We start from the raw sequence: 24,016 nt of genomic DNA, 5'->3' as shown, positions 1-24,016 counted from the left end.
GCGACGCGTGCCTGCGTGCTTTTCTGGAGTTCCACCATGAATGTTTCTTCCCGCAGCGCGGGCGCACTGACGCGCCTGTCTGTTTCCCTGTCGCTGGCCCTGATCGCGTTGCCGCTGCAGGCCGCCGCCGACGATGCCCGCACCCTCGATACGCTGGTCGTCACCGCCACCGCGCCGTCCTCGCCGCTGCACTGGGTCACCGACCCGCGGCTGCCGCGTCAACCGGTGCCGGCCAGTGATGGCGCCGACTATCTGAAGACGGTTCCCGGTTTTTCCGCGATCCGCAACGGCGGCACCAACGGCGACCCGGTGCTGCGTGGCATGTTCGGTTCGCGGCTGAACATCGTCAGCAACGAGGGCAATCTGATCGGCGCCTGCCCGTCGCGGATGGACAACCCGCTGTCCTATATCGCCCCGGAAACCTTCGACCGGCTGACCATCATCAAGGGCCCGCAAAGCGTGCGCTGGGGTGCCGGTGCGTCGGCCGGCACGGTGCGCTTCGAACGCGACACCCCGCATTTCGATGCCCCCGGCATCGACCTCAACGCCAGCGCCCTGGTCGGCTCGCGCAACCGCAACGACCAGGTGCTGGACCTCACCGCCGGCGCATCGCAGGGCTATGTGCGGGTCAACGGCAACCGTTCCGAAGCCGACGACTACACCGACGGCAACGGCGAGGTGGTGCCATCGAAGTGGCGCAAGTGGAACAGCGACGTGGCCGTCGGCTGGACCCCCGATGCCGACACCGTGCTGGAACTGTCGGCCGGCAGCGGTGATGCCATCGCCCGTTATGCCGGGCGTGGCATGGATGGTGCCGCGTTCAAGCGCACCAGTTACGCCGCCCGCTTCGAGAGGGACAACCTGCCCGGCGCCTGGGACAAGCTGCTGGCCAACGTCTACTACAACGACGCCGACCACCTGATGGACAACTACACCCTGCGCACCCCCAACCCGGCCAGCAGCATGCCGATGCCGATGGCCGCCAACGTGGACCGGCGCACCCGCGGTGGCCGCATCGCCTCGGAATGGCGCTGGCAGGGCATCGCGATCGTGGCCGGCGTCGACGCGCAGGACAGCCGCCACCGCAGCCGCAACGGCATGGGCCGCAACACCTACCGCCAGCAACCCTGGGAGACCGACGCACGCTTCGAAAACCTGGGCGCCTTCACCGAAATCACCCTGGGCGAGGGCACCGCCCGGCGCTGGGTGGGCGGCCTGCGTATCGACCGCGCCGAGGTCACCGACCAGCGCGCCAGCACCGGCATGATGGCCATGCCCAATCCCACCGCCGGCCAGCGGCGCCGCGAAAACCTCGGCAGCGGCTTCCTGCGCATGGAACGCGACATCGCGCCGGCGCTGACCTGGTATGCCGGCATCGGCCACAGCGAACGCATGCCCGACTACTGGGAACTGTTCTCCCCCGACAGGGGACCGGTCGGCACGGTCAACGCGTTTTCCGCCATCGCGCCGGAGAAAACCACCCAGCTCGATCTTGGCCTGCAGTACCGCAGCGAGCGCCTCAACGCCTGGGTATCGGCCTATGCCGGGCGCCTGCAGGACTACATTCTGTTCACCTACCGGGACGGCGGCATGATGGGCAGCATGAGCCAGGCCAGCAACGTCGATGCGCGCATCGCCGGCGCCGAAGCCGGCGCCGACCTGCGCCTGGGCCAGCACTGGAAACTCGGCGGCACGCTCGCCTATGCCTGGGGCGAGAACCGCAGCAGCGGCGGCCCGCTGCCGCAGATGCCACCGCTGGACGCCCGCCTCAGCGCGAGCTGGGAAGGCGAGCGCTGGACCCTGGGCGCACTCGGCCGCGCCGTGGCCCACCAGCACCGTATCGCCGATGGCCAGGGCAACGTGGTGGCGCGCGACCTGGGGCCCAGCGCAGGTTTTGCCACCCTGGCGCTCAATGCCGGCTATCGGCTCGGTGAGGGGCTGCTGCTCAGTGCCGGGATCGACAACCTGTTCGACCGCGCCTACAGCGAACACCTGAATCTGGCCGGCAGTGCCGATTTCGGCTTCCCGGCCGACCCGGTGCGGATCAACGAGCCGGGCCGGACGGCATGGATGAAGGTGAATTACCGCTACTGACCTGCCAGGTGGCGCCGGGCAGGGCCCGGCGCCACCGCGGCCCGCCCGACACCTGCCGATACATGTTGACACACAGCGGCGGCCCCAGCACGAAAGGGGTTGCGGCCGTCACCCGGTGCCGGTAAACGCTTGGCACATATGCCCGGAGGGTCCCCGCCCGTACACTCGGCGGTCGTGCAACAACCGGGATTGTTTTTCATGTTGGGACGCAATACAGGGCGCTTCGCCGCTGGCCTGGCCCTGGCCCTGCTGGCCGGGTGCGGCAGCAAGGACCAGGCCGCGCGTGGGCCGGCCGAGGTCGTGCCGGTCACCACCCAGGTGGTGCAGCCCTCCGCATGGAGCGACACCCTGCAGGCGCTGGGTACCGCCAAGGCCCGCGAGTCGGTGACCATCACCGCCAAGGTCAGCGAAATCATCGAGACCGTGCACTTCGAAAGCGGCCAGCAGGTTGCCGCCGGCACGCCGCTGGTCACCCTGCGCGGGCAGGCCCAGGAAGCGGCGCTGCTGCAGGCCCAGGCCACCTTCGCCGAGGCCGACCAGCTGTACAAGCGCCAGCGAGAACTGGCCGCCCAGCAACTGGTGGCCAGCGCTACCCTGGATACCCAGCGCGCGATCCGCGATGCGGCTGCCGCGCGCGTACGTGAAATGCAGTCGGACATCGGTGACCGCCGGGTGCGGGCGCCGTTTGCCGGCGTGCTCGGCATCCGCCAGGTCAGCGCCGGTTCGCTGCTGACCCCGACCACCACGATCGCCACGCTCGACGATATCGAGCGCATGCACATCGACTTCCAGGTGCCCGAAGCCGAACTGGCCGCGCTGTCGCAGGGCGACAAGGTCAGCGCCACCAGCGTGGCCTATCCCGGCCGGCAGTTCGACGGAGTGGTGGCCACCATCGATACCCGGGTCGACCCGGGCACGCGCGCGGTCACCGTGCGCGCCGACTTCGTCAACACCGACCACGCGTTGCGCCCGGGCATGCTGCTGGATGTGCGCATGTTCCGCCCCGAGCGCCAGGCCCTGGTCATCCCCGAGATCGCCGTGGTCCAGGTTGGCCGCGATTCGTTCGTGTACCGGGTCAAGGCCGACCAAAGCGTGGAACGCATCGACATCAGCAGCGGTGCGCGCCGCGCCGGCGTGGTCGAAATCCGCAGCGGGCTCAAGGCCGGCGACCGCATCGTGGTCGACGGCACCGGCAAGCTGCGCCCGGGCCTGAAGGTGGATGACCGCCCCGATCCCGCCGTGGCGGCAACCAAGCCCAGCGGCGCCGCCGGATGAAGCTCTCCGACGTCTCCATCCAGCGCCCGGTGTTTGCCGTGGTGATGAGCCTGCTGCTGGTGGTGCTGGGCATCATGTCGTTCACCCGGCTGACCCTGCGCGAGCTGCCGGCCATCGACCCGCCGATCGTCTCGGTGTCGGTGGACTACACCGGCGCCTCGGCCGCGGTGATCGAAAGCCGCATCACCCAGGTGCTGGAAGACGCGCTGGCCGGCATCGAAGGCATCGACACCATCAACGCGCGCAGCTCCAACGGCCGCGCCCAGGTCAGCATCGAGTTCACCTCCAACCGCGATATCGAAGCGGCGGCCAACGACGTGCGCGATGCGGTCAGCCGGGTCGCCGACCGCATGCCCGAAGAGGCGCGCCCGCCGGAGATCGCCAAGGTCGAAAGCGACGCCGACCCGATCATCTGGTTCAACATGACCTCCTCCAGCATGGACACGCTGGAGTTGAGCGACTACGCCGACCGCTACGTGGTCGACCGTTTCTCCAGCCTGGACGGGGTGGCCCAGGTACGCATCGGTGGCCGCCAGCGTTACGCCATGCGGATCTGGCTGGACCGCGACCAGTTGGCCGCGCGCGGCTTCACCGTGGGCGACGTGGAAACCGCGCTGCGCAACGAAAACGTCGAACTGCCGGCCGGCCGGATCGAATCGACCGACCGCGATTTCACCCTGCGGGTGGAGCGCAACTACGTCAAACCCGAGGACTTCGCCACCATTCCGCTGGGCAAGGGCGCCGATGGCTACGTGGTCCGCATGGGCGATGTGGCCAAGATCGAGCTGGCCTCCTCCGAGCGCCGCGCCTATTACCGCAGCAATGGCGAGCCGGGCATCGGCCTGGGCATCGTCAAGACCTCCACCGCCAACTCGCTGGACGTGGCCCGCACCGCGCGCGCCGAAGCCGAGCGGGTCGGGCTGACCCTGCCCGAAGGCACCCACATCTTCGTGGCCTTCGACAACACTACCTTCATCGAAGCGGCCGTGGACCGCGTGTATGCCACGCTGGTGGAAGCCATGCTGCTGGTGCTGGTGGTGATCTGGCTGTTCCTGGGCAGTTTCCGCGCCGCGCTGATTCCGGCGGTGACCGTGCCGGTGTGCCTGGTCGCCGCGTTCATCGCGCTGTATGCATTCGGCTTCTCGATCAACCTGCTGACGTTGCTGGCGCTGGTGCTGTGCATCGGGCTGGTGGTCGATGATGCGATCGTGGTGGTGGAGAACGTGCAGCGCCGCATCGACCTGGGCGAGCCGCCGCTGGTGGCCTCCAAGCGCGGCACCGCGCAGGTCGCCTTCGCGGTGATCGCCACCACCGCGGTGCTGGTGGCGGTATTCCTGCCGGTCGGCTTCCTGGAAGGCAACACCGGGCGCCTGTTCCGCGAGCTGGCCGTCGCCCTGGCCGCGGCGGTGGCGTTGTCGGCGTTCGTGTCGCTGACGTTGACCCCGATGATGGCCTCCAAGCTGCTCAAGCCGCATACCGGCAAGGCGCCGCGTGGCCTGCACGGGGTGATCAACCGCAACCTGGACCGGGTTTCGGCCGCCTACGGGCGCGTGCTCGATGCGCACGTGGGGCGCACCTGGATCTACGTGGTGGTGATGGTGCTGTCGTTGCTGGCCAGCGGCTTGCTGCTCACCGTGCTGCCTTCCGAACTGGCGCCGGCCGAAGACCGCGGCTCGTTCCAGATCATGATCGATGGCCCCGAAGGCGCCGGCTACGACTACACCGTGGCCCAGGTGCAGCAAGTGGAGAAGGTGGTGGCCGGTTTCGTCGGCGACGACAAGCCGATCGTGCGCGCCAACCCGCGCGTGCCCGGTGGCTTCGGTGCCAGCGAGGAAATGCATACCGGCCGCATCAGCGTGTTCCTGCAGCCGTGGCGGCAACGCGCGATCGGCACCCCGGAGGTGGCCGCCGAGCTGCAGACGCATTTGAACGATCTGCGCGGCGTGCGCGTGCGCACCCAGGTCGGTGGCGGCCTGGTGCGCAGCCAGGGCCAGCCGTTCCAGATCGTGCTGGGCGGCCCGGAGTACGCCGAGATCGCGCAGTGGCGCGACCGCCTGCTGCAGCGCATGGCCGACAACCCCGGCCTGGTCGGCGCCGATTCGGACTATAAGGAAACCCGGCCGCAGATGCGTGTCAACATCGACCGCCAGCGCGCGGCCGACCTGGGCGTGTCGGTCACCGCGATCGGCAGCGCGCTGGAAACCATGATGGGCTCGCGCCGGGTCACTACGTTCGTCGACAACGGCGAGGAATACGACGTGCTGGTCCAGGCCGGGCGCGACGGCCGCGCCTCGCCAGCCGACCTGGCCGCGATCCGGGTGCGCGCCAGCGGCGGTGAGCTGGTGCCGTTGTCCAACCTGGTCACCCTCAGCGAAGTGGCCGAAGCCGGTTCGCTGAACCGCTTCAACCGGCTGCGCTCGATCACCATCAGCGCCGGCCTGGCCCCGGGCTATCCGCTCGGCGAGGCGATCGCCTGGGCGCAGCAGACCGCCCGCGAAGAGCTGCCCCAGCATGCCCAGCTCGACTGGAAGGGCGAGTCGCGCGAGTACCAGAACGCCGGCGGCGCGGTGCTGCTGACCTTCGCGATGGCCCTGCTGGTGGTGTTCCTGGTGCTGGCCGCGCAGTTCGAAAGCTTCATCCACCCGCTGGTGATCATGCTGACCGTGCCGCTGGGCGTGCTCGGCGCGTTGCTGGGCCTGTATGTCAGCGGCGGCAGCATCAACCTGTTCAGCCAGATCGGGATCGTGATGCTGGTCGGCCTGGCAGCCAAGAACGGCATCCTGATCGTGGAGTTCGCCAACCAGCTGCGCGATGAGGGCCGCAATGTGCACCAGGCCATCGTCGAATCGGCGATGGTGCGGCTGCGCCCGATCCTGATGACCTCCATCGCCACGGTGGTCGGTGCGGTGCCGCTGGTGGTCGCCGGTGGCCCCGGTTCGGCCAGCCGCGGCACGATCGGCATCGTGGTGATCTTCGGCGTCGCGGTGTCCACCTTCCTGTCGCTGTTCGTGGTGCCGGCGTTCTATGCGCTGCTGGCCCCGTACACGCAGTCGCCTGAAACGGTGGCGCGCGAGCTGGAGCGGCAGGAGCGACAGACCCCCTCGGTGGGCGGGCATGCCTGAGCCGGCGCCGCGCGGCGTGGCCCGCGGCGGGCACCGGCTGCCCTGAGCGGCCGGCGGGCCGGGCCCCGGGCCGGTGCCGCCACGCCGGGCGGCCTGGCCCTGCTGCCGGAGCGACCCGGCACAATCGGCGCTACCCGTGGCGGCCGCGATCAGGGAGAATCGACCCGGTCCCCTCCAGCCGTCGGGACGTCCTTCATTTTCCGCCGACTGGAGAGAGTGCGTGGAAGCAACCGTAGAGTTCATCAACAGCATCATCTGGAGCAAGGCGCTGATCTTCCTGTGCCTGGCCGCCGGCCTGTACTTCAGCGCCCGCACCCGCTTCATGCAGATCCGCGGTTTCTTCGAGATGTGCCGGCTCACCGTGCAGGGCGAGAAATCCGAGGCCGGCGTGTCTTCGTTCCAGGCCCTGGCCATGTCGATGGCCGGGCGCATGGGCATCGGCAACATCGCCGGGGTGGCCACCGCGATCGCCTTCGGCGGCCCCGGCGCGATCTTCTGGATGTGGATCATGGGCTTCCTCGGGGCCTCCACTTCGTATGTGGAATGCACCCTGGCGCAGATCTACAAGACCAAGGATGCCGAAGGCCGCTACCGCGGCGGCCCGGCGTACTACATCGAAAAAGCGATGGGCCTGAAGTGGTATGCGCTGGCCTTCGCGGTGGCCACCATCGCCGCGGCCGGCTTCCTGATGCCGGGCGTGCAGGCCAATGCGATCGCCGACAGCATCATCAATGCCTGCCGTGGCGGTGCGCTGTGCGGGCCGCTGGATGGCCAGTTCATGGGCATGGCGTCGGAGCAGGCGCTCAAGCTGGGCATCGGCGCCGTGGTGGCGCTGCTGCTGGGCGTGGTCATCTTCGGCGGGGTCAAGCGCATCGCCAACTTCGCCGAGGTGGTGGTGCCGTTCATGGCCGCTGCCTTCATCCTGATGGCCATCGTCATCATGATCATCAACTACGACCGCGTGCCGGACATGTTCCGCACGGTGTTCAGCAGCGCCTTCGGCGCGCACGCCGCGTTCGGCGCGATGATGGGCCTGGCCGTGGAGTGGGGGGTCAAGCGCGGCATCTACGCCAACGAAGCCGGGCAGGGCACCGGCCCGCACGCGGCGGCGGCCTCGGAGGTCTCGCACCCGGCCAAGCAGGGCTACGTGCAGGCCTTCGCGATCTACTTCGACACCATGCTGGTGTGCACCTCCACCGCCTTCCTGATCCTGGCGGCGGGCACCTACAACGTGTACTCGCCGGTGGCCGGCGGCGCACCGGTGTTCGCCGGCCTGGCCGGCGTTTCCGAAGGCGCCGGTTATGCGCAGGCGGCCGTTGAGACCGTGCTGCCGGGCTGGGGTTCGGCGTTCGTGGCGATCGCGATCTTCTTCTTCGCCTTCACCACGATCATGGCCTATTACTACATGGCCGAAACCAACCTCAGCTACATCAACCACAATCGCAAGCGCCCGCTGACCGTGCTGCTGCTGCGCCTGGGCATCATCGGCATGGTGGTGTTCGGTGCGTTCCACAACGCCAAGATGGCCTGGGCGCTGGGCGACATCGGCGTGGGCCTGATGGCGTGGCTGAACATCATCGCCATCCTGATCGTGCAGAAGCCGGCACTGCTGGCGCTGCGCGATTACGAGAGACAGAAGAAGCTCGGCCTGGATCCGACCTTCGATCCCGATGCCCTGGGCATCAAGAACGCCGATTTCTGGCGTCACCGCAAGCTGGAGCCGTCCCGTAGTGAATGATCCCTGGAAGAATGCCCGCCGCCCGTCGGCGCGACCGCCGCGGGCCACCCCGCTGCCGCCGCGCGAGGGCGCTGGCGCCCCGCCGCCGGGGCGCGGCAACGACGAGCTGCGGCTGTACGGCTGGAACGCCGTGCAGGCGCTGTTCGACAAGCGCCCGCAGGCACTGCGCAAGCTGTACCTGGTGGAAGCACTGATCCCGCGCCTGCAGCCGTTGCTGAAGTGGTGCGTGGCCAACCGCGTGGGCTACCGGGTGGTGGAGGAGGGCGACCTCAACAAGCTGGCCGCCACTACCCACCACGAAGGCGTGGTAGCCGATGTGTTGCGGGCGCCGATGCTGGAGCTGGCCGACTGGCTGGACAGCCTGCCGGCCGGCCAGCCGATGCTGGCGCTGTGGCTGGACGGGGTAGGCAACCCGCACAACTTCGGCGCGATCCTGCGCTCGGCCGCGCATTTCGGCGTGGCTGGCCTGTTGCTGCCACCGGGGGCGACGCTGGCGTTGTCCGGGGCGGCGGCGCGCGTGGCCGAGGGCGGTGCCGAAGCGGTGCCGCTGGTGCGTCTGCCGGCACTGCCGCAGGCGATGGCGCAGCTGCGGGCGGCCGGTTTCGGCCTGGCGGCGACCCTGGTCGAGGGCGGCGATGATCTGTTCGCCAGCACGGTGCCGGCACGCCTGGTGTATGTGATGGGCGCCGAAGGCGAGGGCATGGACCGCGAGTTGGCGCAGGACTGCGACCAACAGTTGTCGATCCCCGGCAGCGGGGCGGTGGAAAGCCTGAACGTGGCCTCGGCGACGGCGGTGCTGCTGGCGCACTGGTACGGGCAGAAGGCCCGCTGAGGCCGTGGTTTTCGGGCAGCGCGCCTGCGCGCTTGCCCCACGCGGAGCGTGATATGGGTCACTGATCGCATCGTGACTACACGCGATTCGGATTTTTCGCATAGTGCACGGGCGTGACCCCGCGCACAGTGCGCAATGACGCCGTGCTGCGTAGGTGAGGAGAGACACCCACCCAGCGCGGCGCCGTTGTCCGGACCGCAGTGACATCTGTGGCACTCACCGCGTGGGGTGTGTCGAGTCCCGGTAACCCGGTCGCAATGCGGCCGGGTTTTTTTGTTGTTGGATCCGGGCCGGGTGCAGCGGTGTCCGGGCATGGCCCGGACCTACGGTGGCTCCAGCCCGCGCAGGCAACCGCCCGCAGCTGCGCAACGGCCTTTCCTGCATTGCACATGGGGATCGATAATCCGCTGGCTATTTGCAGCGCATTGGGTTTTCCTGCGCCATCGCGAAGGGTGTAAAACCAAGTCCGTGTGGTCGTTCACAGATCCGCACTTTTCACGATTCTGGATATTCTCCCGCGCCTGAATGCAGGCGCAGATTGTCGCCGCGGTGTGATCGACATCGCCGCCTCGCAATCTTCTGGGAGAGACTCCATGATCCTGCATCCGTTGCGCTCCATCCGTGTGGTTCCCCTTGCCGCTGCCGTTGCCTTCTGCAGCTTTTTCCCGTTATCGGCCAGTGCCCAGCAACGCACGCTGGAGGGCGTCAACTTCACCGGCCCGCTGATCACGCCCAATCCGGCCGGCGTGCCGAAGGGCCATTGGTACATCGAACCGTATCTGGTTCGCGTCGACAGCAGTGACTACTACGACGGCAGCGGACAGCGCCGTCGCAGCGATGAGGACAGCGGTGCCTGGGTCACCGTGGTGCCTTTCATCTACGGCTTCGGCGAGCGCGTCACCGGCCAGGTCAACCTCAGTGCGTCCACCGCCGAGTCCGGGCGCGCGCGCAGCAGTGGGTTCCGCGCCGGCGATACCACCGCCAAGCTGCAATACCTGTTGCAGGCGCCCAGCGCCGATGGCACCCGCCCGGCGGTGTCGGTGGCCTTGAGCCAACGCTATGCCACCGGCAGCTATGACCGCATCGCCGGCAATCCGCTGAACGCGCAGGGCGACGGCGTGCAGCGCACCAGCCTGTCGCTGGCCGCCCAACAGGTGGTGTGGATGTCCAACGACCGCCCGCTGCGCTGGCGCGGCCAGCTCACCGCCAGCCCGGCACCGTCACGGGTGGCCCTGCATGGCAGCAGTGTGTACGGCACGCCGGACGGCTTCCGCGGCAGCATCGCGCGCGGCTCCTTGCTGGGCGTGTCGGCAGCAGCCGAATACAGCTTCAATTCGCGCTGGGTCGGGGTGATGGAGGTGTCCGCCAGCCGCGAATCGCAACGGCAACTCACCGGCTATGCGCCCGACGCCGATGGCGTGGCCCAGCGCATCGACGAGCGGCGCCCGTCCAGCAGCAGCATCACCCTGGCGCCGGCCGTCGAATACCACTTCAACTCCCGCTTCGGCCTGATCGCCGGGGTGGAATTCAGCGTGGCCGGGCGCAACAGCGGCCACTTCATCAGCCCGCAGGTCGCACTGGGGATGTTCTTCTGAGCCGCCAGCGGTGGCCTGTTCCGGCGCTGCAGGGGGGCGCCGGTTTCTCGGTAACAAGGAGTGTGACATGAACGTGGAAGCTGTCATTGGCTGGATCCTGGCGGTGGTCTGGAGCCCGGCACTGGTGGGCCTGTGCCTGTTGGCCGGGCTGTATTTCAGCGTGCGTACCCGCTTCATCCAGTTGCGCGGGCTGCCGGACATGCTGCGCCTGATGTTCCGTTCGCCCAGTTCGGCGGCCGGGGTGTCCTCATTCCAGGCCTTGAGCATTTCGCTGTCCAGCCGGGTCGGGGTGGGCAACATCGCCGGGGTGGCGATGGCGATCGCCTTCGGCGGCCCGGGCGCGATCTTCTGGATGTGGGCGGTGGCGTTCTTCGGCGCCTCCAGCGCCTTCATCGAATCGACCCTGGCGCAGATCTACAAGGACCGCGATGCCGACGGCCTGTACCGCGGCGGGCCGGCGTACTACATCGAAAAAGGCCTGGGCATGCGCTGGTATGGCTGTCTGTTCGCGTTGAGCACGATCGTCGGCGGCGGGTTGTTCCTGCCCGGCACCCAGTCCAACGCGATCGCCGCTGCGCTCGACCATGCCTGGGGCGTGCCGGCCTGGGGCGCGGCGGCCGGTGTGGTCGCCCTGCTGGCGCTGGTGATCTTCGGCGGCGTGCGCCGCATCGCCCATGTGACCCAGGTGGTGGTGCCGTTCATGGCGCTGGGCTACCTGCTGGTGGCGGCGATCGTGGTGGTGCTGAACCTGCCGGCGGTGCCGGAGATGTTCATGCTGATCGTGCGCAGCGCATTCGGTACCGACGCTGCGTTCGGCGGAATGATCGGTGCGGCGATCCAGTGGGGCGTGCGCCGTGGCGTGCTGTCCAACGAGGCCGGCATGGGCAGCGGTGCGCATCCGGCCGCGGCGGCCGAAGTCAGCCACCCCGTCAAGCAGGGCCTGGTGCAGTCGTTCTCGATCTACATCGACACCCTGGTGGTATGCAGCGCCACCGCCTTCCTGATCCTGTCCACCGGCGCCTACAACGTGCACGACCCCAGCCCGGCCGCTGCCGGCGAGGCGGCGCGGATGATCGTGGCCAATGTGCCGGCACTGGAGGCCGGGCCCAGCTTCGTGCAGCACGCGGTGGAATCGGTGCTGCCCGGCTTCGGCTCGTCGTTCATCGCGCTGGCGATCCTGCCGTTTGCGTTCACCACGATCCTGGCGCTGTACTACATCGCCGAAACCAACCTGGTCTACCTGCGCCGCAGCCAGCGTTCGCCCCGGCTGCTGCTGGCGTTCCGGCTGGCCTTTCTCGGCGGGGTCACCTATTCGGCGCTGAACACGGCCACGGTGGCCTGGTCGCTGGGCGATATCGGGGTGGGGATGATGGCCTGGTTGAACATCATCGCGCTGATCCTGCTGCACAAGCCGGCGCTGGCCGCGTTGCGCGACTACGACGGCGCGCGTGCGCGGGGGCTGGACCCGTGCTTCGATCCGGAGCGGATCGGCATACGCAATGCGCCGATCTGGGCCGACATCGCCGCCGTCCGCGTCGAGGCGAAGTAACCGCGTGACCGGGCGCGGCCTTGCCGGCCGCGCCCGGTGCACGGTTCACTCGTTGGGCGGGGTGGTCGGCTTGGCTTCGCTGCCGAAGCTGCCGTCGGCCTCGGCGGCCAGGTAGGCGAAGACGGTGTAGGCGGCCACGTTCTGGGCCAGCGCCGCCGGGTCGATCTTGTCCAGGGTGTCGTCGGCGGTGTGGTGCAGGTGGAAGTAGTCGCTGCCGTCCTGCGCCAGCCACGCCCAGGCACCGCCCTTGGCCGCCAACGGGCCGACATCCGGGCCGGGGCCGCCCTTGTCCGGTGCGTAATCGATGCCCAGCGGCTTGAGCACCTCGGCGATCTGCCGGGTAGCCTCGCGCGAGCCGGCCGGATTGGGCGAGCCGGTGTTGAAGGCATAGATGCGCCCGGCACCGAAGTCGCTTTCGGCGGCCAGCTGGTGCAATACCACGTCCTTGGCATGCGCCTGCGCGTACGCCTTGCCGCCGTACAGTCCCTGTTCCTCGTTGGCGAAGGCCACCACGCGGATGCTGCGCTTGGGCGCCTGCTTGAGTTGGCCGATCAGATGGCCGGCGGCCATGGTGATGGCCACGCCGGCGCCGTCATCGACCGCACCGGTGCCCAGGTCCCAGGAATCGAGGTGGCCGCCGATCACCACCACTTCCTTGAGCAGGCTGCGTCCGTTGATCTGCCCGATCACGTTGTAGGAGGTGGCCGTGCCGTCCCAGCCGCAATCCAGGCTGAGCTTGAGCGTGGTGCTGCCGAGGGCGAGCAGGCGTGCCAGCTGGTTGGCGTCGGGCACCGACAGCGCCGCCGACGGTACCGGGGTCAGGCCATCGTCGAAGCGGGTGATGCCGGTATGCGGCACGCGGTGCGAATCGGTACCGGCAGAGCGCATCACAAAGCCCACCGCGCCCTTGCGTATCGCCTCGGACGGGCCCTTGCTGCGCACCGCGCCGCCATTGCCGTAATCGCGGCCGTCGCGGTAGGCGGTCATCTGGTAATCGACGAATGCGATCTTGCCCTGCAGCGAACCGGCCGGTGCGGCCTGCAGCGCGGCCAGGTCGGCAAAGCGCACCACCTCGGCCTCGACCGTGCCGCCCGGGCTGCCGCCCAGGGCGGTGATGCTCAGCGGCTGGGCGTGCCTGCCGGTGACCTGGGCGTGTTCGCTGCGGCGCTCCCACTTGGGGAAGGTCACCGGCTCGGTCCAGACCTTGTCAAAACCCAGTGCCTTGAACTTGGTCACGGCCCAGGCCACGGCGCGGGCATCGGCCTCACCACCGGCGATGCGCGGGCCGATTTCGGTAGTCAACGATTCGACCACCTTCCAGCCGGTGTCGTCCTTGAGCGCCTGCTCGCGCAGCTGCGCAGCAGTGCCCAGCGAGGCCGGCGGCAGGGTGGTGGCAGCCGGTGCGGCGAACGCCGGCGACGCCAGCAGGGCAAGGGCGGATGCGAGGGCAACAACGCGGGCACGCATGGCAACTCCGGTAGGCAGGGCGTAAGCCCCAGAGCTTAACAGTCCGTGTCTATCGCACATGGCCGGGAGGTCATGCTCCGGTGAATGCTGTTTTCTGCAGGTAGGTACCGACCGTGGGTCGGTACGCCGGGGGCGGCGACCAACGGTCGCCGCCTACCGGGCGTGGGTGCCGTTGCCGGCACCGGGTGCTCATTTCTTGAGGTTGTCGCGGATCTCGCGCAACAGCAGCACTTCTTCGGCCGGTGCGGCCGGTGCGGCGTCCTTCTTGCGGGCCAGGCGGTTGATCACCTTGATCACCAGGAAGATCGCAAACGCAACGATGACGAACTGCACCAGGGTGTTGAGGAAATCGCCGTAGCCGATCACCACCGCCGGGATCTCCTTGCCGTCGGCCCCCGGCCGCGCCGGCGCCAGGGTCCAGGCCAGTTGGGAGAAATCGACCCGACCGATCAGCCAGCCCAGCGGCGGCATGATGATCTTGTCGACCAGGGCGGTGACGATCTTGCCGAACGCGGCACCGATGACGACACCGACCGCCAGGTCGATGACGTTGCCACGCATGGCAAATTCCTTGAACTCGGTAAGCACTCCCATCGGAGTCTCCTGTGGTGGTAATTAGAGGGCAGCGCAGCGTAACCCAGCGGTCGTCATCCAGCGATGATGCCGTGGCGTTCGGCGACATTCTCCAGCCGCGCGCTGAAACGGTCGCCCGGCTGCAGCGCGGCCACCCCGGCCGGGGTGCCCATGAACACCAGGTCGCCGGCGCGCAGTGCCCACAGCTTGGACAGCTCGTGCAGGATCTCCGGCACGTTCCAGATCATCTGGTCCAGCAGCGACTGCTGGCGGACCTGCCCGTTGATTTCCAGCGACAGGTTGAGCGCGGCCAGGTCGCCCACTTCGCCGGCCGGGACCAGCTCGCTGACCGGCGCGGAATGATCGAAGCCCTTGGCCGGATCCCACGGATGGCCCTTGGCCTTGGCCGCGGCCTGCAGGTCGCGGCGGGTCAGGTCCAGGCCGACGCCATAGCCGAACACCAGCGCCTCGGCCTGTTCGACCGGCAGTACGCCGGCCGGGGCATCGCGGCCGATCGCCACCACCAGTTCCACTTCGTGGTGCAGCTCGTGGGTGGCCGAAGGGTAGGGGATCACATCGTCGTGCCCGACCACGATCGCATCGGCCGGCTTGCTGAAGAACATCGGGCGGCCACGGTCATCGGCGGCAGGCACCGCGGCCCCCATCTCGCGCGCATGGTCGGCGAAATTGCGCCCGACGCAGTAGATGCGGCGCACCGGGAAGGTGCCGCCACCGGCAACCGGAATGCGCGGTCGCGCGGGAGTGGGGATTACATCGGTCATGCTCGCGTCCTGTCACCAAGGGTCATGGGCAGTCTAGAACGAGCGTGCGCGAGGTGCCACGCTAAACGTGGCGTTACCCGGTGCGGGCGAAGGGCTGCGCAGCAGCGCGGCGTGAACTCAACGCGACAGCGGCAATGCCGGCTTGCGGACCACGCGGTACTCGGCGTCGACCACCTGCGGATCGCTCTGGCGGCCGGCCTGCTTGCGCTGGGCCAGCAGCTTCCAGGCCAGCCCGGCGATGATCATCGCCGCGCCCACGAACACCCCCACGAACACCAGCGCGGCCAGGATCGCCAGGCCCAGCAGGCCCACTGCAACGCGCACCAGCGGATGGCGGGGCTTGCGCGGCGCGAACAGGGTACGGAACGTGTTGAACTGGAAGTAGCGGCTGTACATGGTGGCGGCTTGGCTGAAGTCAGCGAGCCATGAGTATCCGGGGTGGCCTCTGTCATTGAGTGAAAAACTCGTTAATTGTGGCCGTCGTTCATTTCAAATCAATGACTTGTGTTCATCGCAGGGCCAGCCACGTGAGGGCATGAGAGAATGCCGGCCCATTGAATCCGTGTGCCGACATGTCCGTTTCCGATACCGCTGCCGCTCCGTTGATCGCGCTGGAGGCCATTGCCGACCAGGGGTTCGCCGAGGTCGAAGCGACCGTGGACGGCGACAGCGAATCGGTGGTGCTGTACCGCCACGGCGGGCAGGTACGTGGCTGGCTGAACATCTGCCCGCATGCCGGGCGCCGGCTGGACTGGGCGCCGGGGCAGTTCCTCAAGAGCCGCGAGGGGCATCTGGTCTGCGCCGCGCATGGGGCCTCGTTCGCACTGGACGACGGCAACTGCGTGGCCGGCCCATGCAAGGGCGACCGCCTGCGCGCGGTGCCGTTGCAGGTACGCGATGGGCAGGTGTGGTTGGGGTGATGGCGTGCGTGCCGCCGCGTACCGACCAACGGTCGGTACCTACGGCGGTGACGAGCGGTCGCCGCCGGCGGGGATGACGCACAGCGCGCGGTAGGTAGCGACCGTTGGTCGCTACGCGCCGCCTCAGAACATCAGGTTGATCATCAACACCACCACGGCGGTGTAGACCAGCGACAGCGGCGCGCCCACCCGCCACAGTTCGCGCGGGGTGTAGTTGGCCGGGCCGGTGATCATCGAGATCACCGGGTTGGACGCGGTCATCAGGTTGTTGGAGGCCGACAAGGCCACGATCAGCGCGAACGCGGTCGGGTTGCCGCCCACCGCCAGGGCCAGGTTGACCGCGATCGGCACCATCACGATGGTCGCCCCCACGTGGCTGATCACCAGCGAGAAGACCGTGGTCAGCAGCGCCAGCGCGATCTCCAGCACCCACACCGGTATGCCGGTGGGCAGGCGGTCGATGGTATGCCCGGCCACCCAGGCCGCCGCACCGCTGCTGTCCATCGCCCAGCCCAGCGGAATCAGCCCGGCCATCATGAAGATGGTCTTCCAGTTGATCGACGCATACGCCTCGTCCATGCGCAGCACCCCGGTCAGCAGCATGCCGGCCACGCCGGTCATCAGGGTCAGCGCCACCGGCAGCTTGGAGGTCAGCGCGATCAGGATGGTGATGGCGAAGATGCTCATCGCGATCTTGAATTTGTGCGGGCGCTGCTCGCCCTTGGGGTAGTCGGTGACCACCACGAAGTCGCGGCTCTTGGCCGCCTGCGCCAGGTCGGTCCAGATGCTGTGGAACACCAGCATGTCGCCGGCGCGCAGCGCCACGTTGCGCACGTCCTCGCGGATCACCTGCTTGTCGCGGTTGATCGCCAGCAGGCTGATGCCGCGCTGCTTGCGCAGGCGCAGTTCCGAGGCGGTCTTGCCGATCACGTCCGAGGTCGGCGGCACCACCGCCTCGGAAATGCCGGCGCGGCTGGGGTTGAACAGGTCGCCCAGGTGCTTCAGCCGCGAGGACATGCGCAGGAACTGGTTCTGCGCGAAATCGCTGACCTGCTGGCGCGCGCCCATCACCCCGAGCACGCTGCCCACCCAGATGCGCATCTCCGCCGGCGGCGCCAGCCGGGTATCGTTGCCGGTCTTCAGGGCCAGCAGCAGCGGCGCATCGTGCACGTTCTCGGCCTCGCCCAGGGTCATCCCGACCAGCGGGCTCTCGGCGCTGACCACCAGTTCGAAGACATCGCCTTCGATGCCATAGGTCTTGGCGAAGTAGCTCTCGGTGCGTGCCGGGGTGACCCCGTCGTTGGCCAGGGTTTCCTCTTCGACCAGCTTGCGGTCACCGAAGTAGCGGAAGTACAGCAGGGAGGCGGCCAGCAGCGCCAGGCCGATCGGCAGCGGCGCGAACATGCGCAGCGGCTCAATGGTGACCAGGCCCGAGGGCAGGTTGTTGTTGGCCGAGGCCAGCAGATCGTTCAACAGGATCAGCGGCGAATTGCCGACCATGGTCAGCGCGCCGCCCATCACGATCGCCGCGGCGATCGGCAGCAGCAGCCGCTGCAGGGTCAGCCCGGTGCGCGCGGCCAGCCGCGAGGCCACCGGCAGGTACAGCGCCATCACCGACGGGTTCTGCATGAACGAGGAATTCAGGCCGGCGATCGCGGTGGTCATCATCAGCAGGCGGGTTTCCACCCCATGCCCGCGCCGCAGCAGCCAGGCCGCCAGCCGGTTCAACGCCCCGGTGCGGTCCAGGCCCGCACCGAGGATGGTGGTGGCGATGATGCTCATCACCGCGTTGCCCGAGAAACCGCCGAAGATCTCTTCCGGCGCGATCAACCCGGTCACGCCCAGCACCACCAGCACCACCAGCGCCACCACGTCGGCGCGGATGCGCTCGAACAGGAACATCGCCATCGTGAAGCCGACCAGCCCGAGCACGAGCTTCATATCGGTGGTCAGCGTCAGCGCGGTATCCATGGGGTGGCGCGTTTCCTTGGTAAGGGATCAGGTACGGTCGTACAACAGGTCCCACACCCCATGGCCAAGCTTCTGGCCACGGGTTTCGAAGTGGGTCTGCGGGCGCCACGCCGGGCGTTCCACCTGGCCGCGCGGACCGGCGCGGTTGCTCAACCCGGCGGTGGCGTCGAGCACCTCCCACATCTGCTCGGCATAATCTTCCCAATCGGTGGCGCAGTGCAGGCGGCCACCGACGCGCAGCTTGCGCACCAGCAGCTCGGCAAAGCCGGGCTGGATCAGGCGGCGCTTGTTGTGGCGCTTCTTGTGCCACGGATCGGGGAAGTAGATGCGCACCTCGTCCAGCGCGCCATCGGCGATTTCCTGCTCCAGTACTTCCACCGCATCGTGGTGGTACAGGCGCACGTGGTCGGCATTGTCGTCGGCCAGCGCATTGAGCAGGCGGCCCACGCCCGGGGCGTGTACTTCGATGCCGATGTAGTCGCGGCCGGGATCCTGCTGGGCGGCAAAGCGCAGCGCGGCGCCGTTGCCGAAGCCGATTTCCAGCACCTTGGGCGCGGTGCGCCCGAAGGTGGCGTCCAGGTCGCGCCGCTGCCCGGTGAAATCCAGGCCGAAGCGCGGCCAGCGGTCGTCGAACGCGCGCTGCTGGGCGGGGGTGAAGCGGCCCTGGCGCAGCACGAAGCTGCGTACCTCGCGGCGGCCTTCGGTGATGGTGAACGGCTTGGCCGGGGCCTTGGCGCCGGCGCTGTCGAAGGGATTGGTCATCAGCCGATCAACCCGTCCACCGGCGAGGACGCACTGGCATAGCGTTTGCGCGGAATGCGCCCGGCCAGGAAGGCTTCGCGGCCCGCTTCCACGGCCTTGCGCATCGCGCTGGCCATCAGCACGGGGTTGCGCGCGCCGGCGATGGCGGTGTTCATCAGTACGCCGTCGCAGCCAAGTTCCATCGCGATGGCCGCATCGGAAGCGGTGCCCACGCCGGCGTCGACGATGATCGGCACCTTGGCGTCTTCGATGATCTGCAGCAGGTTGTACTTGTTCTGGATGCCCAGCCCCGAGCCGATCGGCGCGGCCAGCGGCATCACCGCCACGCAGCCGATCTCTTCCAGGCGCTTGGCCAGGATCGGGTCGTCGGAGGTATAGACCATCACCTCGAAGCCGTCCTTGACCAGCTGTTCGGCAGCCTTGAGGGTCTGCACCACGTCCGGGTACAGGGTCTTCTGGTCGCCCAGCACTTCCAGCTTGGTCAGGTTGTGCCCGTCCAGCAGTTCGCGGGCGAGCCGGCAGGTGCGCACCGCATCGTCGGCGGTGTAGCAGCCGGCGGTATTGGGCAGGATGGTGTAACGGTCCGGCGGCAGCACGTCCAGCAGGTTCGGCTCGCCCGGGTTGTGCCCGACATCCTGGTTGAAGAACGGGGTGCGGCGGATCGCCACGGTAACGATCCGGGCCCCGGCCGCCTCGGTGGCCAGGCGGGTTTCTTCCAGGTCCTTGAACTTGCCGGTCCCGGTCAACAGCCGGGAACCGTAGGTCTTGCCGGCAATCACCAGCGAATCAGTGGAGGCATATGCATTCATGGGCTGAATTATCGCCTATCGCGCGTCACGATGCTGCGCGTGCGCGCAGGCCGCCGCCGCGCTGCCAACGCCGCGCGCGCGGCGCCGTGGGCCCGCGGAAACCCGGCCGCCGCGACCCCGGCCAACGGCACCGCCGCGGCGATGGCCATGATGGCGCGGCGATGGCCCGAGACGCGCCCGACAGGACCGGCGCGATGTCAGCCGCCACCCAGCGCGTGCACGATCTCGACCACGTCGCCGTCGCGCAGCGGGTGGCTGGCATGGTGGCTGCGGGTGATGATCTGGCCGTTGACCTCCACCGCGACCCGGCGCTGGAGCAACTGCTCGTGCAGCAGCAGGTCGTGGACGGTGGCGCTTTGCGGAAGCTGGCGGGTGTTGCCGTTGAGCACGATGTTCATGTCGCCATTGTCCCTGAATGCCGCTGCGCTGCGTACCCTTGCCATCCCGTGGACGGCGTGCCGGGCCTGTTGCGGCGGGGGCTGCGCCGATCGCGCCCGACCTCATGCCGCAGCGCAGCGTGAATTGACCTGGGGCCGGTGAAACCATGGCACCGTGCGCCGGCGTACGTCGGCCGTTCCCACCCCCTCCAAGGAGCTTTACATGCAGATCCGCAAGCGACCGCTGCGTTCCCTGATGGCCGTCGCCATCGCCCTGGCCGCCGCGCCGGCCATGGCGCAATCGCCCTATTCCAAGTCCGTGGTCATCGGCGACAGCCTCAGCGATGCCGGTTATTTCCGTCCGCTGCTGCCGGCTGCCTCGCGCCCGGTGATCGGCCAGTTCACCACCAACCCGGGCTGGACCTGGGCGCAGTACGTGGCCCATTACTACGGCGTCAACGGTGCAGCGCACGGCAACGGCCAGAACGGCGACAACTACGCCATCGGCGGCGCCCGCGTCGGCGTGGACACCAGCCTGGTGCTGGACCCGCGCCTGCCGGCAGTGCCGGTGTATTCGATGAAAACCCAGACCGCGCAGTACCTGGCCGCCAACGGCGGCAAGGCCGACGCCAACGCGCTGTACACCGTGTGGGGCGGCGCCAACGACCTGTTCGCGATCCAGCGCGGCGCGCCGCTGCAGGCCACCCTGGCCGGCGCAGTCACCGACCAGGTCGGCATCGTGGCCACCCTCAAGGGCGCCGGCGCGCAGTACGTGGTGGTACCGACCATTCCCGACATCGGCCTGACCCCGGGCGCCCGCGCCGGTGGCCCGGCGGCGATGGCCGCCGGCACCGCGCTGGCCAAGGCCTACAACGATGCGCTGTTCGGGGGCCTGAAGGCCGCCGGCCTGCAGGTGATCCCGGTCGACACCTTCCACATCCTGCAGGAAATCGTCGCCAGCCCGGCCACCTACGGCTTCACCAACGTCACCAGCCCGGCCTGCACCGATGCCAGTTCGCTGACCTGCAGCCCGCTCAGCTACGTGACCCCCAACGCGGCCAACAGCTACGTGTTCGCCGACGGCGTGCACCCCACCAGCGCCACCCATGAAATGCTGGGCCAGTACACCCTGTCGATCCTGGAAGCCCCGCGCAACCAGCAGATCCTGACCCATTCGGCGCAGACCGTCGGCCGTTCGCGCGCCGACCAGGTCAGCTGGCACCTGGCCGGCCGCCCGGCCGATGGCCTGAGCTGGTGGGGCAACCTGCGTGGCGACATGCAGCGTTACGCCCACGCCGACCTGTACGACGGCATGGCCCCGGCCGGCCTGTTCGGCGTGGATTGGGCGCGCGACGGCATGGTCGCCGGCGGCTTCGCCGGCTATGGCCGCATGGATGCCGATTTCGGCAACAGCAAGGGCGATTTCACCCAGTCCGACACCACCCTGGGCCTGTTCGCCGGCTGGTATGGCGAGCGCGCCTGGGTCAACGGCCAGGTCAGCTACAGCTGGCTGGACTATGACGTGACCCGCAAGGTCCAGCTCGGCCCGGCCACCCGCGAGCACACCGGTTCGCCCGAAGGCAGCAACCTGACCGCCGCGTTGAACGCCGGCTACGAGTTCGGTACCGAAGGCGGCTTCCGCCACGGCCCGGTCGCCGCGGTGATCTGGCAGAAGGTCAAGCTGGACGGTTACGCCGAAAGCAACACCAGCGCCACCGCGCTGGGCTACGCCAGCCAGGATGTGGATTCCACCGTCGGCCGCGTCGGCTGGCAGGCGCGCTTCGACGGCGGCAGCATCAAGCCGTACGTGCAGGTCACCTACGACCATGAGTTCGAGGACGGCCAGCAGGCCAGCGCCTGGCTGCAGAGCATGCCGGAAGTGGGCATGTACAAGGTGCCGGGCCTGGAGTTCGACAAGAACTACGCCACCGCCGTACTGGGTGCGCGCCTGAACCTGTGGGGCCTGAACAGCAACATCGGCATGAGCACCACCACCGCGCAGAAGCGTGCCCGCGACGTGTCGCTGTTTGCCAGCTTCAGCGGCAGCTTCTGATCCACCGCGCGCAGCGCCCCGCCCGGGGCGCCGCGCACGGCAGGCGAAAGCCTGATGCAACGGGCGGCCAGGTGCCGCCCGTTGCCTTTTGACCGCCGCGCCGCATAAACTTGCCCGGCACGACGCGGGTGTAGCTCAATGGTAGAGCTGTAGCTTCCCAAGCTACTGACGAGGGTTCGATTCCCTTCACCCGCTCCAGTCTCCGCCGATAGCACGCGGAAGACCTCTCCAGCGTGCCCCTCTACCTTTTTGCGGCGCCGGCGTATACCGACCGGATATAGGCCGGGTCCATGCCCGGATGCGCGCGTTCGAAAGCTGCCAGGATGCTTGATGCCCTGTCATCGCCGCGATCTCTGGCCAATGCGACCCCCGCGGCCACCGGCTCCGGAGGTGCCCCCCCCCCCCAAGTGCCAGCCGAAAGCGTGCGTCCGTATACATAGGCAGCGAAAGGACTGTCCGAGGCTCTGAGTGCCTGCAGGGCTGCCGTGTTGGATCTGGCGAAGCCGGTGATGATGTCATTCTCCGGCAGGGCGGGCTCCACATCCGGGCGGCGCGAGGCTTGAATCGGCGCAAGCCGCTCGCTGATTCTGTCGGCGAGGAACAGCTTTGCGTTGACATCACCAGCGTCGGCCATTGCGGCGAGATCTTCATCGGACAGGTCCCGGGCGGCAAGCCATTCCTCCGGCATCGGATAGCCCTGTGCGATCAGCCGGCGCTGCTCATCCGCATCCCGGAACTGAAGGATCCCAAGATAGCGATCGTCAACGCGCTTCATATAGTCGCGGTCGGAGTCGCTGAGTTCGGCAAGGCGCGCATTCCAGGAGGGGGCTGCCTTGATCTTCGCGCGGTCGGCGAAGTGTGGCGAATTCTGCGCCTGCAGCGCGCTGCCGCTGGCGGCCTGAGGCGGTGCACTGTCTGGCAGGTCGGGGCGGGAGGGTTGGGTTGCATTTGCTGGTTGCGATGCTGCGAGGTCATCGGTCCTGTCGACGCAGCCGCAGAGTGTGCCGATTGCAAAAAGCAGGCTCCAGACAAGCACGGTCTTATTGGACATCGTTGTTCTCCGGGATGTCGCTGGCCCAGGTGGCGGATGTGTTGCGCTGGTCATCATCGCCATTGTTCGGCTTTCTCAGGCACTGCTGGCGTTCCTGATCCGGAATATTGAAGACTGTACTGCAAGGGTTGAGGGGGCGTTGGAACCGATCAGGCCGACGCTTCCCAGGCAAGCTCCGGTCGATCTGCGACGGTCTTGGCCACAAAGTCCATGACCGCGCGTACGGCGGCGGAATGGCGCAGGTCGCGATGCACTACCAGCCAGATCTCGCGCGAGAACATCGCCCCGTCGTTTGCCAACCGGGTCAATCCGGGGTCGTGGTCGCCCAGAAAGCACGGCAGGCCGGCGACGCCGGCGCCGGCCCGTGCCGCACCCAACTGGCTGCTGATGTCGCTCAGTTCACAGCCCACCGCGCGCGTGCCGGCCAGATCCAGCAGCCATTGCTGCTGCGGCATGTCGGCAAACTGCGTGTCGTAGGCAATGAAGGTCCAGTCGTCGGCACGGTGGCTTGCCAGGTACGCCGGGCTTGCGTACAGCGCGAAGGGCATCCGGCCGAGCTTGCGGACCACGCTGCTGGCTTCCTTCGGGCGCACCAGCCGCAGTGCCACGTCGGCCTCGCGGCGGCTGAGCGAGACCTGCTGGGCCTGCGCTGACACGGACAGTTGAATGCCAGGATAGGCGTCGCGGAACTCCGCCAGCCTGCCTGCCAGCAGGTGGGTGACCAGGACCGGAGGCGCACTGAGGGTGACCCGGCCGTGCATCGGGTCCTGGCGCGCGCGGGCCAGGCGCGCGGCCGTGAAGGCGGCCGTCTCCATTGCCTTTGCCTGCGCATGGAGCTGCTCACCCATCGCGGTGAGCCGGCAGGCGCGCGGCAGGCGGTCGACCAGTGCGACCTCAAGCTCTGCTTCCAGCGCGGCCAGGCGGCGGCTGACGGTGGCATGGTCCACCTGCAGCGCCCGGGCTGCGCCGGACAAGGTGCCGGCACGTGCCACCGCGAGGAAATGACGCATGTTTTCCCAATCGAACATCTGTGCGTTTTCGCAAGT

Annotated in this window: 19 protein-coding genes and 1 tRNA gene; 10 read left to right on the top strand and 10 right to left on the bottom strand. The window is 68.3% G+C overall.

Features of this window, described 5'->3' with window-relative positions:
- Positions 1–36: 36 nt before the first annotated feature.
- The 7 genes from AC3ITM_RS14980 to AC3ITM_RS14950 all read left to right on the top strand — a co-directional run bounded on the left by AC3ITM_RS14980 (position 37) and on the right by AC3ITM_RS14950 (position 12,205).
- The gene (locus AC3ITM_RS14980) at positions 37–2,094 is read left to right on the top strand and encodes a TonB-dependent copper receptor (RefSeq protein ID WP_489266106.1); all 2,058 of its coding nucleotides are present in this window, start codon (positions 37–39) and stop codon (positions 2,092–2,094) included.
- 198 nt (positions 2,095–2,292) lie between these two features.
- Positions 2,293–3,369, top strand: a complete 1,077-nt coding sequence (locus AC3ITM_RS14975) for an efflux RND transporter periplasmic adaptor subunit (RefSeq protein ID WP_489266104.1) — start codon at positions 2,293–2,295, stop codon at positions 3,367–3,369.
- A complete protein-coding gene (locus tag AC3ITM_RS14970) occupies positions 3,366–6,491 on the top strand; it encodes an efflux RND transporter permease subunit (RefSeq protein ID WP_489266102.1) in 3,126 nt (1,041 codons plus the stop codon). Before AC3ITM_RS14975 ends, AC3ITM_RS14970 begins: the two co-directional genes overlap by 4 nt.
- 220 nt (positions 6,492–6,711) lie before the next feature.
- On the top strand, positions 6,712–8,229 hold the full coding sequence (locus AC3ITM_RS14965; RefSeq protein WP_489266100.1) for an alanine/glycine:cation symporter family protein: 1,518 nt from the start codon (positions 6,712–6,714) through the stop codon (positions 8,227–8,229).
- Complete coding sequence (locus tag AC3ITM_RS14960; RefSeq protein WP_489266098.1) at positions 8,222–9,061, top strand: TrmH family RNA methyltransferase; 840 nt, start codon at positions 8,222–8,224, stop codon at positions 9,059–9,061. The genes AC3ITM_RS14965 and AC3ITM_RS14960 overlap by 8 nt, the downstream gene beginning before the upstream one ends.
- A gap of 593 nt (positions 9,062–9,654) precedes the next feature.
- Complete coding sequence (locus AC3ITM_RS14955) at positions 9,655–10,656, top strand: hypothetical protein (RefSeq protein WP_489266096.1); 1,002 nt, start codon at positions 9,655–9,657, stop codon at positions 10,654–10,656.
- Positions 10,657–10,723: 67 nt separating this feature from the next.
- Positions 10,724–12,205, top strand: coding sequence for an alanine/glycine:cation symporter family protein (locus AC3ITM_RS14950; protein WP_489266094.1), 1,482 nt, complete (start codon positions 10,724–10,726; stop codon positions 12,203–12,205).
- Between the two features lie 45 nt (positions 12,206–12,250).
- Here the strand turns inward: AC3ITM_RS14950 and AC3ITM_RS14945 are convergent, their stop codons facing one another.
- The 4 genes from AC3ITM_RS14945 to AC3ITM_RS14930 form a co-directional block, all read right to left on the bottom strand.
- Entirely contained in the window at positions 12,251–13,672 is a 1,422-nt protein-coding gene (locus tag AC3ITM_RS14945; protein WP_489266093.1) for a M28 family peptidase, read from the bottom strand.
- A 189-nt stretch (positions 13,673–13,861) separates the two neighbouring features.
- Positions 13,862–14,266, bottom strand: a complete 405-nt coding sequence (mscL, locus tag AC3ITM_RS14940; protein ID WP_489266091.1) for a large-conductance mechanosensitive channel protein MscL — start codon at positions 14,264–14,266, stop codon at positions 13,862–13,864.
- A 53-nt stretch (positions 14,267–14,319) separates the two neighbouring features.
- Complete coding sequence (locus tag AC3ITM_RS14935; protein WP_489266089.1) at positions 14,320–15,027, bottom strand: fumarylacetoacetate hydrolase family protein; 708 nt, start codon at positions 15,025–15,027, stop codon at positions 14,320–14,322.
- A gap of 117 nt (positions 15,028–15,144) precedes the next feature.
- Positions 15,145–15,423 (bottom strand): hypothetical protein, encoded by a 279-nt coding sequence (locus AC3ITM_RS14930; protein ID WP_489266087.1) that lies wholly within the window; start codon positions 15,421–15,423, stop codon positions 15,145–15,147.
- Between the two features lie 176 nt (positions 15,424–15,599).
- Here AC3ITM_RS14930 and AC3ITM_RS14925 point away from each other — a divergent pair, with 176 nt between their 5' ends.
- Entirely contained in the window at positions 15,600–15,947 is a 348-nt protein-coding gene (locus tag AC3ITM_RS14925; protein ID WP_489266086.1) for a Rieske (2Fe-2S) protein, read from the top strand.
- Positions 15,948–16,070: 123 nt separating this feature from the next.
- On the opposite strand, the gene AC3ITM_RS14920 is transcribed toward AC3ITM_RS14925, so the two are convergent.
- From AC3ITM_RS14920 to thiS, 4 genes are all read right to left on the bottom strand, one after another.
- Positions 16,071–17,918: an SLC13 family permease gene (locus tag AC3ITM_RS14920; protein WP_489266084.1), complete on the bottom strand. Its 1,848-nt coding sequence runs from the start codon at positions 17,916–17,918 to the stop codon at positions 16,071–16,073.
- A gap of 27 nt (positions 17,919–17,945) precedes the next feature.
- The gene (gene trmB, locus AC3ITM_RS14915) at positions 17,946–18,680 is read right to left on the bottom strand and encodes a tRNA (guanosine(46)-N7)-methyltransferase TrmB (RefSeq protein WP_489266082.1); all 735 of its coding nucleotides are present in this window, start codon (positions 18,678–18,680) and stop codon (positions 17,946–17,948) included.
- Positions 18,680–19,489 carry a thiazole synthase gene (locus AC3ITM_RS14910; RefSeq protein WP_489266080.1) on the bottom strand — a complete coding sequence of 270 codons (810 nt, stop codon included), beginning with the start codon at positions 19,487–19,489 and terminating at the stop codon, positions 18,680–18,682. The genes trmB and AC3ITM_RS14910 overlap by 1 nt, the downstream gene beginning before the upstream one ends.
- 197 nt (positions 19,490–19,686) lie before the next feature.
- Positions 19,687–19,887, bottom strand: a complete 201-nt coding sequence (gene thiS, locus AC3ITM_RS14905) for a sulfur carrier protein ThiS (protein WP_489266078.1) — start codon at positions 19,885–19,887, stop codon at positions 19,687–19,689.
- 202 nt (positions 19,888–20,089) lie between these two features.
- Between thiS and AC3ITM_RS14900 the strand changes: the two genes are divergently transcribed.
- Both AC3ITM_RS14900 and AC3ITM_RS14895 read left to right on the top strand, forming a co-directional pair.
- Complete coding sequence (locus tag AC3ITM_RS14900) at positions 20,090–21,919, top strand: autotransporter outer membrane beta-barrel domain-containing protein (RefSeq protein ID WP_489266077.1); 1,830 nt, start codon at positions 20,090–20,092, stop codon at positions 21,917–21,919.
- A gap of 124 nt (positions 21,920–22,043) precedes the next feature.
- Positions 22,044–22,117, top strand: a tRNA-Gly gene (locus tag AC3ITM_RS14895).
- A 43-nt stretch (positions 22,118–22,160) separates the two neighbouring features.
- Here AC3ITM_RS14895 and AC3ITM_RS14890 read toward each other — a convergent pair.
- Both AC3ITM_RS14890 and AC3ITM_RS14885 read right to left on the bottom strand, forming a co-directional pair.
- Positions 22,161–22,970: a hypothetical protein gene (locus AC3ITM_RS14890; RefSeq protein WP_489266075.1), complete on the bottom strand. Its 810-nt coding sequence runs from the start codon at positions 22,968–22,970 to the stop codon at positions 22,161–22,163.
- A gap of 149 nt (positions 22,971–23,119) precedes the next feature.
- A complete protein-coding gene (locus AC3ITM_RS14885; protein ID WP_489266073.1) occupies positions 23,120–23,998 on the bottom strand; it encodes a LysR family transcriptional regulator in 879 nt (292 codons plus the stop codon).
- Between the last annotated feature and the right edge of the window lie 18 nt (positions 23,999–24,016).

This window comes from Stenotrophomonas sp. KH_029, assembly GCF_057839765.1.
This window is presented reverse-complemented; position numbering and strand designations above follow the sequence as displayed.

Coding starts and splice junctions, on each gene's coding strand:
- AC3ITM_RS14980 (WP_489266106.1), top strand. CDS start 37: ATGAATGTTTCTTCCCGCAGCGCGGGCGCACTGACGCGCCTGTCTGTT.
- thiS (WP_489266078.1), bottom strand. CDS start 19,887: ATGAACATCGTGCTCAACGGCAACACCCGCCAGCTTCCGCAAAGCGCC.
- AC3ITM_RS14890 (WP_489266075.1), bottom strand. CDS start 22,970: ATGTCCAATAAGACCGTGCTTGTCTGGAGCCTGCTTTTTGCAATCGGC.
- AC3ITM_RS14910 (WP_489266080.1), bottom strand. CDS start 19,489: ATGAATGCATATGCCTCCACTGATTCGCTGGTGATTGCCGGCAAGACC.
- mscL (WP_489266091.1), bottom strand. CDS start 14,266: ATGGGAGTGCTTACCGAGTTCAAGGAATTTGCCATGCGTGGCAACGTC.
- AC3ITM_RS14930 (WP_489266087.1), bottom strand. CDS start 15,423: ATGTACAGCCGCTACTTCCAGTTCAACACGTTCCGTACCCTGTTCGCG.
- AC3ITM_RS14920 (WP_489266084.1), bottom strand. CDS start 17,918: ATGGATACCGCGCTGACGCTGACCACCGATATGAAGCTCGTGCTCGGG.
- AC3ITM_RS14970 (WP_489266102.1), top strand. CDS start 3,366: ATGAAGCTCTCCGACGTCTCCATCCAGCGCCCGGTGTTTGCCGTGGTG.
- AC3ITM_RS14885 (WP_489266073.1), bottom strand. CDS start 23,998: ATGTTCGATTGGGAAAACATGCGTCATTTCCTCGCGGTGGCACGTGCC.
- AC3ITM_RS14975 (WP_489266104.1), top strand. CDS start 2,293: ATGTTGGGACGCAATACAGGGCGCTTCGCCGCTGGCCTGGCCCTGGCC.
- trmB (WP_489266082.1), bottom strand. CDS start 18,680: ATGACCAATCCCTTCGACAGCGCCGGCGCCAAGGCCCCGGCCAAGCCG.
- AC3ITM_RS14945 (WP_489266093.1), bottom strand. CDS start 13,672: ATGCGTGCCCGCGTTGTTGCCCTCGCATCCGCCCTTGCCCTGCTGGCG.
- AC3ITM_RS14900 (WP_489266077.1), top strand. CDS start 20,090: ATGCAGATCCGCAAGCGACCGCTGCGTTCCCTGATGGCCGTCGCCATC.
- AC3ITM_RS14935 (WP_489266089.1), bottom strand. CDS start 15,027: ATGACCGATGTAATCCCCACTCCCGCGCGACCGCGCATTCCGGTTGCC.
- AC3ITM_RS14950 (WP_489266094.1), top strand. CDS start 10,724: ATGAACGTGGAAGCTGTCATTGGCTGGATCCTGGCGGTGGTCTGGAGC.
- AC3ITM_RS14955 (WP_489266096.1), top strand. CDS start 9,655: ATGATCCTGCATCCGTTGCGCTCCATCCGTGTGGTTCCCCTTGCCGCT.
- AC3ITM_RS14925 (WP_489266086.1), top strand. CDS start 15,600: ATGTCCGTTTCCGATACCGCTGCCGCTCCGTTGATCGCGCTGGAGGCC.